The sequence below is a fragment of the Cellulomonas sp. P2_B4 genome (assembly GCF_056404795.1).
The window spans coordinates 84,839-102,984 of sequence record NZ_JBFUDI010000001.1 but is presented as its reverse complement, the minus strand read 5'-3'; the positions used below and the strand labels follow the sequence as shown (position 1 = coordinate 102,984).

General features: G+C 69.7%; 9 protein-coding genes. 5 read left to right on the top strand and 4 right to left on the bottom strand.

Going from position 1 to position 18,146, the window contains the following annotated elements; translation table 11 throughout:
- Window positions 1-329 precede the first annotated feature (329 nt).
- Both rpoB and AC1DZC_RS00520 read left to right on the top strand, forming a co-directional pair.
- Window positions 330-3,839, top strand: coding sequence for a DNA-directed RNA polymerase subunit beta (rpoB, locus tag AC1DZC_RS00525; protein ID WP_477040191.1), 3,510 nt, complete (start codon window positions 330-332; stop codon window positions 3,837-3,839).
- A 109-nt stretch (window positions 3,840-3,948) separates the two neighbouring features.
- Complete coding sequence (locus AC1DZC_RS00520) at window positions 3,949-7,818, top strand: DNA-directed RNA polymerase subunit beta' (RefSeq protein ID WP_477040192.1); 3,870 nt, start codon at window positions 3,949-3,951, stop codon at window positions 7,816-7,818.
- Between the two features lie 148 nt (window positions 7,819-7,966).
- Here AC1DZC_RS00520 and AC1DZC_RS00515 read toward each other — a convergent pair whose 3' ends face one another.
- From AC1DZC_RS00515 to AC1DZC_RS00500, 4 genes are read right to left on the bottom strand one after another with little or no spacing between them, the layout of a single operon-like run.
- A complete protein-coding gene (locus AC1DZC_RS00515; protein ID WP_477041877.1) occupies window positions 7,967-8,809 on the bottom strand; it encodes a PhzF family phenazine biosynthesis protein in 843 nt (280 codons plus the stop codon).
- Between the two features lie 34 nt (window positions 8,810-8,843).
- The gene (locus AC1DZC_RS00510) at window positions 8,844-10,811 is read right to left on the bottom strand and encodes a M14 family zinc carboxypeptidase (RefSeq protein WP_477041876.1); all 1,968 of its coding nucleotides are present in this window, start codon (window positions 10,809-10,811) and stop codon (window positions 8,844-8,846) included.
- Window positions 10,812-10,815: 4 nt separating this feature from the next.
- A complete protein-coding gene (locus AC1DZC_RS00505) occupies window positions 10,816-11,118 on the bottom strand; it encodes a hypothetical protein (RefSeq protein ID WP_477041875.1) in 303 nt (100 codons plus the stop codon).
- A complete protein-coding gene (locus AC1DZC_RS00500; RefSeq protein WP_477041874.1) occupies window positions 11,115-14,531 on the bottom strand; it encodes a S8 family serine peptidase in 3,417 nt (1,138 codons plus the stop codon). The genes AC1DZC_RS00505 and AC1DZC_RS00500 overlap by 4 nt, the downstream gene beginning before the upstream one ends.
- A gap of 507 nt (window positions 14,532-15,038) precedes the next feature.
- Here AC1DZC_RS00500 and rpsL point away from each other — a divergent pair.
- From rpsL to fusA, 3 genes are all read left to right on the top strand, one after another.
- Window positions 15,039-15,410, top strand: a complete 372-nt coding sequence (gene rpsL, locus AC1DZC_RS00495) for a 30S ribosomal protein S12 (protein ID WP_028050107.1) — start codon at window positions 15,039-15,041, stop codon at window positions 15,408-15,410.
- Complete coding sequence (rpsG, locus tag AC1DZC_RS00490) at window positions 15,410-15,880, top strand: 30S ribosomal protein S7 (protein ID WP_028045072.1); 471 nt, start codon at window positions 15,410-15,412, stop codon at window positions 15,878-15,880. The genes rpsL and rpsG overlap by 1 nt, the downstream gene beginning before the upstream one ends.
- 89 nt (window positions 15,881-15,969) lie before the next feature.
- The gene (gene fusA / locus AC1DZC_RS00485) at window positions 15,970-18,072 is read left to right on the top strand and encodes an elongation factor G (protein WP_477040197.1); all 2,103 of its coding nucleotides are present in this window, start codon (window positions 15,970-15,972) and stop codon (window positions 18,070-18,072) included.
- Window positions 18,073-18,146: the final 74 nt, after the last annotated feature.

Here is an 18,146-nt window from a genome sequence, read left to right as displayed (position 1 = left end):
AGGCGGACTTTCGTCGGCACGGCCGGGTGTGCCACCATGTGCGCGGCGCCAACGTCGTCGCCACGTGCAGCAGAGCGGCTGACACGGACCGGACGCCTCGGGCGGGTCTCGTCGACAGACGGGAGACGCAAGGGGTGTCGATGGCGGGTGGACTTTACCCGCGCGGATGAGTATGCTAGCGCTTTGCGCTGGCCTGTGCCCGCGATCCCGTATAACCCGAGCCCACCCACGTCGTTCGTACACGTCGTGGCAGGCTCGCTCGGCCGGGGGATCGCGCCTAGCCGGGACCAGTGCAGCGTGCACTCGATCCGCTGGGAAGGACCCCTCTTTTGGCTGCCTCGCGCACCCCTTCTGCTCCGACCGCCGACGCCATCGCGAACCGCACCGCATCCCGTCGTATCTCTTTCGCCAAGATTCACGAGCCTCTTGAGGTCCCGGACCTCCTGGGTCTGCAGACCGAGAGCTTCGACTGGCTCCTCGGTAACGAGAAGTGGCAGGCCCGAGTGGCCAAGGCCCTCGAGAACGGCCGCCAGGACGTCCCCGAGACCGCCGGTCTGGAGGAGATCTTCGAAGAGATCTCGCCGATCGAGGACTTCGGCGGATCCATGTCGCTCTCCTTCCGCGAGCACCGCTTCGAGCCGCCGAAGTACACGGCCGAGGAGTGCAAGGAGAAGGACTTCACCTTCGCTGCCCCGCTGTTCGTCACGGCGGAGTTCGTCAACTACACCACCGGCGAGATCAAGAGCCAGACGGTCTTCATGGGCGACTTCCCGCTCATGACCGAGCGCGGCACCTTCATCATCAACGGCACCGAGCGCGTGGTCGTCTCGCAGCTCGTCCGTTCGCCCGGCGTGTACTTCGAGCGCACGGCCGACAAGACGTCCGACAAGGACGTCCTCACGGCCAAGGTCATCCCCAGCCGTGGTGCCTGGCTCGAGTTCGAGATCGACAAGCGCGACAACGTCGGCGTGCGCGTCGACCGCAAGCGCAAGCAGAACGCCACCGTGCTGCTCAAGGCCCTCGGCATGTCGGACGCCGAGATCCGCGAGGAGTTCGCCGCCTACCCGGCCGTCATCGACACGCTGGACAAGGACCACGTCCAGACGCAGGACGAGGCGCTGCTCGACCTCTACCGCAAGATCCGCCCGGGCGAGCCGCCCACGGTCGAGGCCGGTCGCGCGCTCATCGAGAACTTCTACTTCAACCCGAAGCGCTACGACCTCGCCAAGGTCGGCCGCTACAAGCTGAACAAGAAGCTCGGCGAGGACGTCCCGCTGGCCGACTCGGTGCTCTCGCGTGACGACATCGTCGCGACGATCAAGTACCTCGCGTCGCTGCACATCGACCTCCCGACCCTGCCCGGCCGCCGCGCCGGCGAGGCCGTCGAGATCCGCGTCGAGACCGACGACATCGACCACTTCGGCAACCGTCGCATCCGCGCGGTCGGCGAGCTCATCCAGAACCAGGTCCGCACGGGCCTGTCGCGGATGGAGCGCGTCGTGCGCGAGCGCATGACGACGCAGGACGTCGAGGCGATCACGCCGCAGACCCTGATCAACATCCGCCCCGTGGTGGCGTCGATCAAGGAGTTCTTCGGCACGTCGCAGCTGTCGCAGTTCATGGACCAGAACAACCCGCTCGCCGGCCTGACGCACAAGCGTCGTCTGTCCGCGCTGGGCCCGGGTGGTCTGTCCCGTGACCGCGCCGGCATGGAGGTCCGTGACGTCCACCCGTCGCACTACGGCCGCATGTGCCCGATCGAGACCCCTGAGGGCCCGAACATCGGCCTCATCGGCTCGCTCGCCACGTACGGGCGCATCAACCCGTTCGGCTTCGTCGAGACCCCGTACCGCAAGGTCATCAAGGGCAAGGTCTCCGACGAGGTCCACTACCTGACCGCCGACGACGAGGACCGCCACGTCATCGCCCAGGCGAACGCCCCGCTCAAGGCGAACGGTGCCTTCGAGGAGGACCGCGTCCTGGTCCGCGTCAAGGGCGGCGAGATCGAGTACGTCGCCGGCGAGGCCGTCGACTACATGGACGTCTCCCCGCGCCAGATGGTGTCGGTGGCCACGGCCCTGATCCCGTTCCTCGAGCACGACGACGCCAACCGCGCCCTCATGGGTGCCAACATGCAGCGCCAGGCCGTGCCGCTGGTCCGTTCCGAGGCCCCGCTCGTGGGTACCGGCATGGAGCGGCGTGCGGCCATCGACGCGGGCGACGTCATCGTCGCGACGAAGCCGGGCGTGGTCACCGAGGTGTCCGCCGACCTGATCGTCATCGCGAACGACGACGGCACCACGTCGACGCACCGCGTCGCCAAGTTCCGCCGCTCCAACCAGGGCACCAGCTACAACCAGCGCGTGCTGGTCGACACCGGCGCCCGCGTCGAGGTCAACTCGGTGCTCGCCGACGGCCCCGCCACGGACGAGGGCGAGCTCGCGCTCGGCCGCAACCTGCTGGTGGCGTTCATGTCCTGGGAGGGTCACAACTACGAGGACGCGATCATCCTGTCGCAGCGTCTCGTGCAGGACGACGTCCTGTCCTCGATCCACATCGAGGAGCACGAGGTCGACGCGCGCGACACCAAGCTCGGCCCGGAGGAGATCACGCGGGACATCCCCAACGTCTCCGAGGAGGTCCTCGCGGACCTCGACGAGCGCGGGATCATCCGCATCGGTGCCGAGGTCGCGGCCGGCGACATCCTCGTCGGCAAGGTCACGCCCAAGGGCGAGACCGAGCTGACCCCCGAGGAGCGCCTGCTCCGCGCGATCTTCGGTGAGAAGGCGCGCGAGGTCCGCGACACGTCGCTCAAGGTGCCCCACGGCGAGTCCGGCACGGTCATCGAGGTCCGCACGTTCAGCCGGGAGGACGGCGACGAGCTGCCCGCCGGCGTCAACGAGCTGGTCCGCGTGTACATCGCGCAGCGCCGCAAGATCACGGACGGCGACAAGCTCGCCGGCCGTCACGGCAACAAGGGCGTCATCTCCAAGATCCTGCCCGTCGAGGACATGCCGTTCCTCGCGGACGGGACCGCGGTCGACGTCGTCCTGAACCCGCTCGGTGTGCCCGGCCGCATGAACGTCGGCCAGGTCCTCGAGACGCACCTCGGCTGGGTGGCCAAGCAGGGCTGGGACATCGAGATCGCCGAGGGCGACGACCTGTCGTGGCGTGACGAGGTTCCCGCGATCGCCGCGAAGTCGCCGGCCGGCAACCCGGTCGCGACCCCGGTGTTCGACGGTGTGCCCGAGGCGACCCTGACCGGTCTGCTGTCCTCGACGCTGCCCAACCGCGACGGTGTCCGCACCGTCGGTGGTGACGGCAAGGCCCGCCTCTTCGACGGTCGCTCCGGCGAGCCGTTCCCGGAGCCGGTGGCCGTCGGCTACATGTACATCCTGAAGCTGCACCACCTTGTCGACGACAAGATCCACGCTCGCTCCACGGGCCCGTACTCGATGATCACGCAGCAGCCGCTGGGTGGTAAGGCGCAGTTCGGTGGCCAGCGGTTCGGCGAGATGGAGGTGTGGGCCCTCGAGGCGTACGGCGCTGCCTACACGCTGCAGGAGCTCCTCACCATCAAGTCGGACGACGTCCCCGGGCGCGTCAAGGTGTACGAGGCGATCGTCAAGGGGGAGAACATCCCCGACTCGGGCATCCCGGAGTCCTTCAAGGTGCTCCTCAAGGAGATGCAGTCGCTCTGCCTGAACGTGGAGGTGCTCTCCTCGGACGGCGTCTCCATCGACATGAAGGAGAACGACGACGAGGTCTACCGCGCAGCGGAGGAGCTCGGCATCGACCTGTCGCGGCGCCCGAACGCCAGCAGCATCGAAGAGATCTGACGTCGAGCCCCGCCGCCCTTTCCGTGAGGGTGGGCGGCGGGCGCCCGCACCCTTAGCAACATTTCCGTTCCGCCGGTAGCACCGGCAAGCGAAGGAAGTAGGACCCCCCTTGCTCGACGTCAACGTCTTCGACGAGCTGCGTATCGGCCTTGCCACTGCCGACGACATCCGTGCCTGGTCGCACGGCGAGGTCAAGAAGCCCGAGACCATCAACTACCGGACCCTGAAGCCGGAGAAGGATGGCCTGTTCTGCGAGAAGATCTTCGGTCCCACCCGGGACTGGGAGTGCTACTGCGGCAAGTACAAGCGCGTGCGCTTCAAGGGCATCATCTGCGAGCGCTGCGGCGTCGAGGTGACCCGCTCCAAGGTCCGTCGTGAGCGCATGGGCCACATCGAGCTCGCCGCGCCCGTCACGCACATCTGGTTCTTCAAGGGTGTGCCGTCGCGACTCGGCTACCTGCTCGACCTCGCCCCGAAGGACCTTGAGAAGGTCATCTACTTCGCGGCGTACATGATCACCTGGGTCGACGTCGACGGTCGTCACGAGGACCTCCCCAACCTCCAGAACGGGATCGACCTGGAGAAGAAGGAGATCGCGGACCGCCGCGACAACGACATCAACACCCGTGCCAGCAAGCTCGAGGCCGACCTGGCCGAGCTCGAGGCCGAGGGTGCCAAGGCCGACGCCCGCCGCAAGGTGCGCGACTCGGCCGAGCGCGAGATGGCTCAGCTGCGCAAGCGGGCCGACGTCGAGCTCGAGCGCCTGGACACCGTGTGGGACCGCTTCAAGAACCTCAAGGTCGCTGACCTCGAGGGCGACGAGATGCTGTACCGCCAGCTCCAGGACCGCTTCGGCAACTACTTCGAGGGCTCGATGGGCGCCGCGGCGATCCAGAAGCGCCTCGAGGCCTTCGACCTGGAGGCGGAGTCCGACTCGCTGCGCGAGATCATCAAGACGGGCAAGGGCCAGCGCAAGACGCGTGCCCTCAAGCGTCTGAAGGTCGTCAACGCGTTCCTCACGACGAGCAACTCGCCCACCGGCATGGTGCTCGACGCCGTCCCGGTCATCCCGCCGGACCTGCGTCCGATGGTCCAGCTCGACGGTGGCCGCTTCGCCACCTCGGACCTGAACGACCTGTACCGCCGCGTGATCAACCGGAACAACCGCCTCAAGCGGCTGCTCGACCTCGGCGCGCCCGAGATCATCGTCAACAACGAGAAGCGGATGCTCCAGGAGGCCGTCGACTCGCTGTTCGACAACGGCCGCCGTGGCCGTCCGGTGACGGGTCCGGGCAACCGCCCGCTCAAGTCCATCTCGGACATGCTCAAGGGCAAGCAGGGTCGGTTCCGCCAGAACCTGCTCGGCAAGCGCGTCGACTACTCGGGCCGTTCGGTCATCGTCGTCGGCCCGCAGCTCAAGCTGCACCAGTGCGGCCTGCCCAAGCAGATGGCGCTCGAGCTGTTCAAGCCGTTTGTCATGAAGCGCCTCGTCGACCTGAACCACGCGCAGAACATCAAGTCTGCGAAGCGCATGGTCGAGCGCGCGCGCCCCGTCGTCTGGGACGTGCTCGAAGAGGTCATCACGGAGCACCCGGTGCTGCTCAACCGCGCACCCACGCTGCACCGCCTGGGCATCCAGGCGTTCGAGCCCCAGCTGGTCGAGGGCAAGGCGATCCACCTGCACCCGCTCGTCTGCGCCGCGTTCAACGCGGACTTCGACGGTGACCAGATGGCCGTCCACCTGCCCCTGAGCGCCGAGGCGCAGGCCGAGGCCCGCATCCTCATGCTCTCGAGCAACAACATCCTGAAGCCGTCGGACGGGCGTCCGGTGACCATGCCCTCGCAGGACATGATCATCGGTCTGTACCACCTGACCAACGACAAGGACGAGGCGCTCGGCGCCGGCCGCGCGTTCAGCACGGTCTCCGAGGCGATCATGGCGTTCGACCAGGGTTCCCTGGACCTCAACGCCGTGATCAAGATCCGCTTCGACGACCTGGTCCTCACCGAGGAGCAGGCGCCCGAGGGCTGGACCGAGGGCGACGCGCTGCTCTTCGAGACGACCCTGGGTCGTGCGCTGTTCAACGAGCTGCTGCCCGTGGACTACCCGTACGAGAACGGCGTCGTCGACAAGAAGCGCCTCTCGGTCATCGTCAACGACCTGGCCGAGCGGTACCCCAAGGTCGAGGTCGCTGCCTCTCTGGACGCGCTCAAGGAGGCCGGCTTCCGCTGGGCCACCCGCTCGGGCGTCACGATCTCCATCTCGGACGTCGCGACCCCGTCGGCCAAGGCCGGCATCCTCGAGGAGCACGAGGGCCGCGCGGCGAAGGTGCAGGGCCAGTACGAGAAGGGCCTGATCACCGACGACGAGCGTCGTCAGGAGCTCATCGAGATCTGGACGCAGGCCACGGACAAGGTCGCCAAGGCGATGCAGGAGAACTTCCCGAAGCACAACACCGTCTACAAGATGGTCGGCTCGGGAGCCCGTGGTAACTGGATGCAGGTTCGCCAGATCGCCGGTATGCGTGGCCTCGTCGCCAACCCGAAGGGCGAGATCATCCCTCGCCCGATCAAGTCGAACTACCGCGAGGGGCTGTCGGTCCTCGAGTACTTCATCGCGACGCACGGTGCCCGCAAGGGTCTGGCGGACACCGCTCTGCGGACCGCCGACTCGGGCTACCTGACCCGTCGCCTGGTGGACGTCTCGCAGGACGTCATCGTCCGCGAGGACGACTGCGGCACCGAGCGTGGCCTGACGATGCCGATCGGCGTCCCGGGTGCGGACGGCGCTCTTCGTCGCCACGACAAGGTGGAGACGAGCGTCTACTCGCGCACCCTGGCGAGCGACATCGAGGTGGACGGCGAGGTCATCGGTCACGCCGGTGACGACGTCGGCGACGTGCTGCTCGACCGCCTCCTCGAGGCGGGCGTCGACACGCTGAAGATCCGCTCGGTCCTCACCTGCGAGTCCCGCGTCGGTACCTGCGCGCGCTGCTACGGCCGTTCGCTGGCCACCGGCAAGCTCGTCGACATCGGCGAGGCCGTCGGCATCATCGCGGCCCAGTCGATCGGTGAGCCCGGCACGCAGCTGACCATGCGTACCTTCCACACCGGTGGCGTGGCCTCGGCCGACGACATCACGCAGGGTCTGCCCCGCGTCCAGGAGCTCTTCGAGGCCCGCACCCCCAAGGGTGAGGCGCCGATCGCCGAGTTCTCCGGTCGCATCGCGGTCGAGGACGGGGACCGTTCGCGTCGCCTCGTGCTCACGCCGGACGACGGCTCGGAGGAGATCGCCTACCCGATCACCAAGCGCACGCGCCTGCTGATCTCGGACGGCGACCACGTCTCCGTCGGTACCCAGCTGGTCCAGGGTGCGGTCGACCCGAAGAAGGTCCTGCGCATCCTCGGCCCGCGTGCGACGCAGAAGCACCTGGTCGACGAGGTGCAGGTCGTCTACTCGTCGCAGGGCGTGGACATCCACGACAAGCACATCGAGGTCATCGTGCGGCAGATGCTGCGTCGCGTGACGGTCCTCGACTCCGGCACGACCGACCTGCTGCCCGGCGAGCTCGCCGAGCGTGGGCGCTTCGAGGACGCGAACCGCGCTGCGGTGTCCGAGGGCGGCCAGCCGGCCTCCGGTCGTCCCGAGCTCATGGGCATCACGAAGGCGTCGCTCGCGACGGACTCGTGGCTCTCGGCGGCCTCCTTCCAGGAGACCACCCGCGTGCTCACCGAGGCTGCGATGTCGGGTCGTTCCGACCCGCTGCTCGGCCTCAAGGAGAACGTCATCCTCGGCAAGCTCATCCCGGCCGGAACGGGTCTGCCCCGCTACGGCAACATCGCGGTCGAGCCCACCGAGGAGGCCAAGGCCGAGCTGTACCCGACCTTCGGCTACGACGAGATCGACTTCCCCGCCCTGGGCCTCGGCTCCGGCGAGGCGATCCCGCTCGAGGACATCGACTTCGGCGACTACCGCTGAGGTCACGGCCGTAGCGCAGCAGTCGGTGGGGGTCGCGGAGCGGCACCCGCCGACTGCGGAGCGCAGGCCGAGACCGACAACGAGCGCTGATCGATCTGTTCTGACCCGCAGGGGGCTCACCGGTGACGGTGGGCCCCCTGCGGCGTTCTCAGGGGATCGGGACCGCCGTGCCCGACACCTCGATGCCCGAGCCCGGGTCACGGGGGATCCCGACCGTGATCACGCCCGGCCGGCCCAGGTCGTCGCCCTGGTGGATCGTGACCGTCGCGGGCACGGCGACCAGCCCGAGCTCGCGCAGGTAGCCGCCGAACGCGGCCGCCGCAGCGCCCGTCGCCGGGTCCTCCCGCACCCCGCCGGGCGGGAACGGGTTGCGCGCGTGGAACACGTCCGCGGTCTCGCGGTGCACGAGGGCGACGGTCGTCCAGTCCCGCGCGGCCATCAGGGCGCCGAGGCGGTCGAAGTCGTAGTCCAGGTCGGCGAGCCGCTGCCGGGTCCGGGTCGAGACCACGGGGTGCCGGGCACCGGCGAACGCCACCCTCGGCGGGAGCGCCGGGTCGAGGTCGTCCTGCTCCCAGCCGAGCGCGGCGAGCAGCTCGTCGCGGTCGTCGTCGGCAAGCGCGGTCGACCGCGGCGGCACGCTGACCAGCGTCGCGACGATCCGGCCGTCCTCGGCCGTGGACGTCCGTACGGCGACCGGGCCCGCTGCGGTGGCGAACCGGACCGGGCCCGAGGTGCCGCGCTCGGCGAGCGCCACCGCCGACGCGATCGTCGCGTGCCCGCAGAACGGGACCTCCGCCAGCGGGCTGAAGTACCGGACGTCGAGCTCGCCGGGCACGGACGTGGGCACGAGGAACGCCGTCTCCGGGTACCCGACGTCGGTCGCGACCCGTTGCAGCTCGTCGTCCGTCGCGCCCGTGGCGTCGAGCACCACCCCCGCCGGGTTGCCGCCCGTGGGCACGATCGAGAACGCGGCGTAGCGCAGGACCTCCACGACGACCGTTCTACCCCAGATCTCGCCCGCCGCTTCAGCTCGTGACGATCTGGTCGTTCGTCGCGCCGGCCAGCGCCTGCAGGAAGTACTGCGCGAGCAGGAACCGTTCGTCGACCGAGAGGTCGCCCGTGACGCCGACCCAGCCGTCCCCGCTGACGAGCGCGCCGAGGGCCGCCGGGTTCAGGTCCTCCGGACGTCCGAGCCCGATCGCGAACGTGCGGTTGCCCGGGGTCACGTCGGCGATCCAGGCGGGCGCGTTCTCCTGACCGTCGGTGAGGACCACCAGCGCGTCCGTGTCGAACCCGGCGGCTCCGGCGAGCACCGCCTGGCCGGCCAGCACGCCGTCGCCGATGGACGTGCTGCCGGCCGGGTTCGGCGTGTGCGCGGCGACCGCCGCCTGGGCCGCGGCCCGTCCGGGCCCGAAGTGCTCAGGCCCGACCGTCGTCACCGCCAGGACCGCGGTCGCGTCCTGGTCGAAACGGACGAGCCCCACGCCGTGCCGCGGTGCGACGACGGCGAGGAAGACGCCCGCGGCGTCCTTGAGGACGTCGACCCGACGCCGTCCGTCGCCCGCGTCGTCGAGCATCGAGGCGGACGCGTCGAGCACCAGCCCGACGGCGACCTTGGTGGCCGGCAGGGAGGTCGCGCCGACGGGCACCACCCACTCCTGGTCCGTCTCGAGGCAGCGCACCGTCGCGGTGCCGGACGCCGTGGTCCCCGCCGCTCCGGCGGTCCACGACACCCAGACCCTGCCCTGCGTCGTCGATCCCACCCCGGGACCGGCGACGTGCACGGTGCCGCCCAACGGCAGCTGAAAACCTGCGGTGACGCTCGCGACAAGAGTCACGTCGTGCGCGCCCGAGACGTCGAGCACCACGGCCTGTGCGGACGTCTCACCCTCGACCACCTGCAGGTCGAGCGCGGTGCTCACCATCGTCACGGACAGGCCGTCGGTCGTCGCCAGCGCGTCCAGCGCGAACCGCAGGAGCGCCGCAGAGGTCTCGATCGCGACCTGCTCGGCCTCCGACCACGCCGGCTGGAACGACGACCCGCACTCGATGGTCCAGGCGTGCACGAGCCTCCTGGCGGGGTCGGCGAAGTGCCGCGAGAACGAGTAGTCGTCGCTCGCGCCGGACGTCGGGTAGAGGGTCATGGCCTGCTCGACCGGCCAGACCGTCCCGCGGACGGCGAGCGCCTGGGTGCTCATCGCGGTCGCGAGCGTGCTGCCGACGGACAGGTCGTGCGCGGTGAGGTACTCGCCGTACGCGTCGCCCACCCGGCCGCGGACGGCGTCGAGCGCGGGGTTGAGGAAGCTCTGCGTCGTGTCGGCGGTCTGATCGGTGTCCGACCCCCAGCTGTAGAGGACCACCGGGACGGCGCTGTGCACGTCGACGAGCCACCGGACCGGGAAGGTGTCGAGCAGCCAGACGACGTTCTGCGTCTCGGGCTCGGAGGCCGCGGACGGGCCGCGGTAGACGTCGTGGTCGCAGGGGTCCGACGAGGTGTTCACGCCCGCGTCGGCGGCGAACCTGGCGGTGTGGTCCCACAGGAAGTCGAAGTTCCGGTTGACGTCGACGCCGACGCAGCCCCCGCCGTTCGGTCGGCGGTTCTTGCGCCAGAGCGCCCCGGTGGTCTGGCTGTGCACGCGTCCGTCCGGGTTGACGCACGCGAACACGTACAGGTCCACCGTGCTCATGAGCCGGTGCACCTCGGCCGCGGTGAACGACGCACCGCCGTAGCCGAGGCCGGTCCCGGTCGCATAGGCCTCCAGGAGGTCGGCGGCCAGGCTGACGCACAGCTCGGGCGGCACCCACTCGCGGGCGTGCACCCCGCCGAGGACGGCCACGCCGTCGGGCGCGTCGGTACGGGCGCCGACCCGCAGCACGTGGGCCGTGCGGCCGTCGTGCGTCGGGTGCGGCACCGCGTGCAGCGTGCTCGTCGTCGGATAGGCGGTGGCGAGGGCGGCCAGCGCCGCCTCGAGCTCGTCGGTCGTGGAGTACACGCCCTCACTCCTTCCGGCCGAGCCCGCGCGGGACGGCCGCCCGGTCGGCGTACCGCCCGCCAGGGGAGACCTCGCGCCGGGCCGCCTCGGTGGAGGCCGTGACGTCCTCGAGGACCTCGAGCGTCGGGCCGCCCGCGCGCCCTGCTCGTGCGGCGACCTCGGTGTCCTCGACCAGGACGTGGACGGCCAGCCCCGCGCCGCCGGCCCGGACCGCCACGGGGCGGCACGGGACGGCGACACCGGGCTCGGCCAGGAACGCACGCAGGGTCGGTGCGTCGCCGGTCGCGCGGCAGAGCAGGAGGCTCACCGCGACTCCAGGGCGTCCGCGGCGGTGCGCAGGGCCTGGGCCAGGGTCGAGGTGGCCGTGGCGTCGGCGCTGCCGTCGACCGTGCGCCTGCCCAGGCAGTGCAGCAGCTCCTTGAGGCTGGAGCCGTTGCGGCGCAGGTAGGTGTCGAGCATCTTCGCGAGGCGCGCGTTGCCCTTGACCGTCTCGACGAAGATCGCGATCGTCCGGTCGCACCCCTTGCCGCCGTTGTCGTCACCGCCGCCCTCGGGGTCGTTGGGCTTGCCGGGGACGTACACCGCACCCGACAGCAGCTGCTCGCGCGTGAAGTGCTCGTTGCGCAGCGTCGTCCCGTCCGCGATCACGCGGAACGTGTACAGGCCGTAGTCCTTGGCCGTGTACTTCGCGACGAAGACCCCGTCCTGGACGGCGTCGAGCACGATCGTGTCCGGTCCCGACGGGGCGGTGACCTCGGCGTAGACCTTGACCCGGTCCTTGCCGACCGGGATCGACATCTCGTCGACCGTCGCGGTGATCGTCATCAGCGCGCCCGGCGTGATCGCCGACTGCTCGAGCGTCGCACCGAACCGGACGTTGGACCGGCTGTGCACCTCGACCACCCAGCGCAGACCGTTCTCGACGACCTGCTGGTAGGTCGTGATGTCCGTCGACTCGAGCTTCTTCAGGTACGAGTCGTAGACGCGCCTGTCGATCTCGAGAACCGCGGTCCAGGTGCCCGCCCAGTCGGCGCTCCCGCCGGCGTCCACCTGCGGGAGCGTGAACCGGAAGTAGGCGACCTGCGCGCCCTTGACGAACGTGACGCCGCTCGCGGTCGGGGACAGCGTCGCCCCGCTCGGCGCGACGACCGAGAAGCTCACGGCATCCGGCACGGGGGTCAGCAGGATGACGTCGCTGGAGATGTCCGCGCTGGTCAGGTCGAACGGCACCTTGACCACATCGCCGGGCCGCAGGTAGCCGTCGGGGTCGAGGACCACCTGGTCGTTGGTCACCCCGGCCAGGATCTGCAGGTAGTACTTCGCCAGCAGGAAGCGCTCGTCGGCGGAGATGTTGCCGGTGACGTTGACGTAGCCGCCCGTGCCGTTGGTCAGCGCAGTGAGGGCGGACGGGTTGATGTCCGACGGGTCGCCGAGCCCGATCGCGAAGACCTGGTCGTCGATGCTTCCCGTGACGTCCGCGATGTACGCCGGTGCGGTCTCCTGACCGTCCGTGAGCACGATCATCGCCGTGGTGTCGTAGCTCGGCGCGGCCGCGTCGAGCAGCAGGCCTCCCTCGACGACCCCGTCGCCGATGGACGTGCTCCCCGCGGGGTTCGCCACGTGGCTAGCGACGAGCGCGGCGGCCTGCGCGCGGCCCGCCCCGAAGATCTCGGGTCCCGCGTCGGTCACCGGCATCACCGCGGTCGCGTCCTGGTCGAACCGCACGATCCCGACGCCCGTGTCCGAGTGGAGCGTGTCGACGAAGATCCCCGCCGACTCGCGCAGCACCTGCACCCGCGCCCGGCCGTCACCCGCGTCCCAGTCCATCGACGCCGACTTGTCCAGGACCATGACGACCGCGGCCGTCGGGCGCTCGATCGTGTTGGCCTGCAGATCGACGGTCCACGTCTCGTCCGTCGCGACGCTGTGCACCTCGATCGTGCCGCTCGCCGTGTCGCCGGCCGCGGTGCCCGTGTAGGTGAGCCAGATCCGGGCCTGCGCGGTCACGCCGACACCGGGGGAGGTGACCGTGACGCTCGGGCCCAGCAGCAGCTGGAACGAGCTCGCCGGGCCGGTCGTGGTGGTCGGGCCGGCCGTGACCTCGAACGTGAGGTCCTCGACGCCCTCGACGTCCCACGTGACCGAGCGGGCGGTCGTCTCGCCCTCGGGCACGTCGTTGAAGACGACGGGGTTCGTCATGAGCGTGACCCGCCGGGCCGCCGCCTGCACCGCCGCGAACGCGTTGACGCGGCCGAAGCCGTAGTCGTCGTTGTGGCCGCTGGCGTCGTACACCACCCCGCCGATCTGGTCGGCGGTCGTGTGCATGATCTCGCGCAGGGCGTCGCGCGTCAGGGTCGGGCGCACGGACAGGGCGAGCGCGGCGCATCCTGCGGCGCAGGGCGCGGCGAAGCTGGTGCCGGTCCACGGGCCGTAGTCGTTGCCGTCGTGCGTGCTGACCACGTCCACCCCGGGGGCGATGAGCTCGACCTCGGACCCGCGCGCGGCGTTGTCCTCGAGGTCCATGTTGGTGGACCGGACCACGGCGATGACGTCCGCGTGCGAGACCACGTGGTCCTCGAGGACGTCGACGTTGTTGCCGTTGCTCGCCGCCCAGAAGATGGCGGTGCCGAGCCCGCCGCGACCGTTCGCCGCGGCGCCGACCAGTGCGAGGTCGAGCGTCGAGGTCAGGTCCCACGCCGCGCCGTTCGGCCCGAGCGAGGACACGATGATGTCCGCGGCGTCCGCCGCGGAGCCGCCCTCGGTGGTCGGGTCGGCGGCGTAGGCGATCGCCCGGGCCAGCGTCGTCTGCGTGCCCACCTGGTCGTTCAGGCAGGCGACGAGCATGAGGTCGGACTGGGGGGCGGCACCGACGACGCCCAGGCCGTTGCCCGACCGCGCGGCGACCATGCCCGCGCAGAAGGTGCCGTGGTCGCCCGACGGCATCCCGGCCGTCCCGGACATGAACGTCGCGGGGGAGCCGGACTGGAAGAAGCCCGAGCCCGCGGCGATGGCGGCGGACAGGTCCTCGTGGGTCGTCTCGAACCCGTTGTCGATGACGGCGACGCGCACGCCCGCGCCGAAGGTGTGGTCCCAGGCGGCCTCGGCGCTGACGTCGGCGCCGGCGGTCCCGCCGGCCTGGCCGGTGTTGCTCCACTGCCACTGCTCGCCGTAGCGGGGGTCGGTCGGGGTGAACCGGCCCGGGATGTGCTCGACCAGCGACGGCTCCGCGAACACGAACCGGGGGTCGTCGTGCAGCGCGACCGAGGCGGCGAGCGCGTCGCCGGAGGTCGCCCGGACCTCGAACAGGTGCGGCGCGAACCGCAGGACGCCCACCTTGGCCAGCCCCACCTCGGTGAGGATCGCGTCGGTCTCGCTCTCGCTCGGGTCCCCGGACAGCTGCACGTTCAGCAGGCCGGTCGCGATCGCCACGCGTCCGCCGCGCACGACCAGGACGGCGCCGGCCTCCGTGTCGGCGCGCTGACCGGTGCTGCGGACCTCGTCGAGCGAACGTCCTGGCGCGGGCTGCACCACTCGCCACCCGGCGGCGGCGAACGCGGCGAGCGAGGCCTCGTCGACACCCGGGACGGCCGTGCGCACGGCGGCCGCGGTGTCGACGCCCTGGGCGAGCTCCGGCGCTGGTCCGGCGCCGCGGACGGCGACGACGTCGTCGACCTCGTCCACCTCGACCAGGTCTCCGCGCAGGTAGTAGTGACGCTTCATGGCACAGCCCCCTCAAGTGACGGCACCCGGGCGGCGCCTCACCCAGGAGGGGGAACGGGGCAAACGGTGTGATACCGGGCACGAGAGGGCGGGCAGGTGTGCAGGGGATGAATTCACGACCCCGCGGAGTTGTATCCGAAGTCCCGTGGCACCGGTGCAGGCGCAGCGCTGGACGCGCCCCCGCTTTGACGCCCTCACGGGCGCCAGGTAACGTAGGACACCGTGCCCGCGCCGTCGGGCTCTCGCGCATGCACCTGAAGGTTCGCTCTTGCGGGCGATCCGTTACGGGAGCATCAGGTGGTGTCCCCCTCCACCGCGTCGTCACTCCGGCAAGGAACGTCTTGCGGAATGCCGTGCGGAATGCCGGGGCGACACGCCCGAGCGCGGGGGTCGGTGCGGGACGAAAGACCGGAGGTAGTCGCGCGACGGGCGACGAACCTCGACCATGCCGGCCGTCCTGGGTGACGGGTCCGGTCGACCAGAGATCATCCAACAGACGGAGACGTAGTGCCTACGATCCAGCAGCTGGTCCGCAAGGGCCGGCAGGCGAAGTCGAACAAGTCGAAGACGCCTGCCCTCAAGGGCTCCCCCCAGCGACGCGGTGTGTGCACCCGCGTCTACACCACGACCCCGAAGAAGCCGAACTCCGCCCTCCGCAAGGTCGCGCGCGTTCGTCTCTCGAGCCAGGTCGAGGTCACCGCGTACATCCCCGGTGTCGGCCACAACCTGCAGGAGCACTCGATCGTGCTCGTGCGCGGCGGCCGTGTGAAGGACCTCCCGGGTGTCCGTTACAAGATCGTCCGTGGCGCCCTCGACACGCAGGGCGTGAAGAACCGTAAGCAGGCGCGCAGCCGCTACGGCGCGAAGAAGGTGGGCTGATGCCTCGCAAGGGTCCGGCCCCCAAGCGGCCGCTCGTCATCGACCCCGTCTACGGGTCGCCGGTCGTCACGCAGCTGATCAACAAGGTCCTGCTCGACGGCAAGAAGTCCGTCGCGGAGCACATCGTCTACGGCGCCCTCGAGGGTGTCCGTGAGAAGACGCAGGGCGACCCGGTCGTCGTGCTCAAGCGCGCGCTGGACAACGTCCGCCCGTCGCTCGAGGTGCGTTCGCGCCGCGTCGGTGGCGCCACGTACCAGGTGCCCGTCGAGGTGCGCCCGGTCCGCCAGACCACCCTCGCGCTGCGCTGGCTCACCGACTACTCGCGCGCTCGTCGCGAGAAGACGATGACCGAGCGCCTCATGAACGAGATCCTCGACGCGTCCAACGGCCTCGGTGCCGCGGTGAAGCGTCGCGAGGACATGCACAAGATGGCCGAGTCCAACAAGGCCTTCGCGCACTACCGCTGGTAATCCCGGCACCCTCGGGCGCTGCGCCGCCGGTCCGATCCTCGGGCCGGGCCGGTGGCGCCACCCAAGCCAACCTGTAAGGGGCAACTCACGTGGCACTGGATGTGCTGACGGACCTCACGAAGGTCCGCAACATCGGCATCATGGCTCACATCGATGCCGGCAAGACGACGACCACCGAGCGGATCCTGTTCTACACCGGGGTCAACTACAAGATCGGTGAGACGCACGACGGTGCGTCGACGATGGACTGGATGGAGCAGGAGCAGGAGCGCGGCATCACGATCACGTCCGCCGCGACGACCTGCTACTGGCACGACAACCAGATCAACATCATCGACACGCCCGGCCACGTGGACTTCACGGTCGAGGTGGAGCGCTCGCTGCGCGTCCTCGACGGTGCCGTCGCCGTGTTCGACGGCAAGGAGGGCGTCGAGCCCCAGTCCGAGACCGTCTGGCGTCAGGCCGACAAGTACGACGTCCCGCGCATCTGCTTCGTCAACAAGATGGACAAGCTCGGCGCCGACTTCTACTTCACGGTCAAGACGATCGTCGACCGACTCAAGGCCAAGCCGCTGGTCATCCAGCTGCCCATCGGCTCCGAGAACGACTTCATCGGCGTCGTCGACCTGGTCACCATGCGTGCCCTCGTCTGGCGCGGCGAGACCGCCCTGGGCGAGAAGTACGAGGTCGAGGACATCCCGGCCGACCTCGTCGAGAAGGCGGAGCAGTACCGCGCCGAGCTCCTCGAGGCCGTCGCCGAGACCGACGACGAGCTGCTCGAGAAGTTCCTCGGTGGCGAGGAGCTGACCGAGGCCGAGATCAAGGCCGGCATCCGCCAGCTCACGGTCAAGTCGCAGGCGTACCCCGTCCTGTGCGGCTCGGCGTTCAAGAACAAGGGCGTCCAGCCCATGCTCGACGCCGTCATCGACTACCTGCCGACGCCCCTGGACGTCCCGGCTGTCGAGGGCCACGACATGAAGGACCCCGAGCTCGTCGTCGAGCGCCACCCCGACTCGACGGAGCCGTTCTCGGCCCTCGCGTTCAAGGTCGCCTCGCACCCGTTCTTCGGCAAGCTGACCTACGTCCGGGTGTACTCCGGCAAGGTCGCGCAGGGCGCCCAGGTGCTCAACTCGACCAAGAACAAGAAGGAGCGCATCGGGAAGCTCTTCCAGATGCACTCCAACAAGGAGAACCCGGTCGAGGACGCCACGGCCGGCCACATCTACGCCTTCATCGGTCTGAAGGACGTCACCACGGGCGACACCCTGTGCGACCCGGCACACCCGGTCGTGCTCGAGTCCATGACGTTCCCGGAGCCGGTCATCGACGTCGCCATCGAGCCGAAGACGAAGGGTGACCAGGAGAAGCTCTCCGTGGCCATCCAGAAGCTGGCCGAGGAGGACCCGACCTTCCGCGTCAAGCACGACGAGGAGACCGGCCAGACCGTCATCGGCGGCATGGGCGAGCTCCACCTCGACATCCTCGTCGACCGCATGCGTCGCGAGTTCAAGGTCGAGGCCAACGTCGGCAAGCCGCAGGTGGCCTACCGCGAGACGATCCGTCGCTCGGTCGAGAAGATCGACTACACGCACAAGAAGCAGACGGGTGGCTCCGGCCAGTACGCCAAGGTGCAGATGACCTTCGAGCCGCTGGACACCGCCGACGGCGAGATCTACGAGTTCTCGAACAAGGTCACCGGTGGCCGCATCCCGCGCGAGTACATCCCGTCGGTCGACGCCGGGATCCAGAGCGCGATGCAGCTCGGCGTCCTCGCGGGCTTCCCGCTCGTGGGCGTCAAGGCGATCCTGCTCGACGGTGCCGCGCACGACGTCGACTCCTCGGAGATGGCGTTCAAGATCGCGGGCTCGATGATCCTCAAGGAAGCGGTCCGCAAGGCCGACCCGGTTCTCCTGGAGCCGGTCATGGCCGTCGAGGTCCGTACCCCTGAGGAGTACATGGGTGACGTCATCGGCGACATCAACTCGCGCCGCGGCATGATCCAGTCCATGGAGGACGCGACGGGCGTGAAGGTCGTCCGTGCGCAGGTCCCCCTTTCCGAGATGTTCGGGTACGTCGGTGACCTGCGGTCGAAGACCCAGGGTCGCGCGGTGTACTCGATGCAGTTCGACAGCTACGCCGAGGTTCCTCGGAACGTTGCCGAGGAAATCATCAAGAAGACCCGGGGCGAGTAGTCCCACAGGTCGACATCTGTAGTTCCATCACACAAACCGACCCGTAGGACGCCGCGTCAAGCGGCTACCGTCCG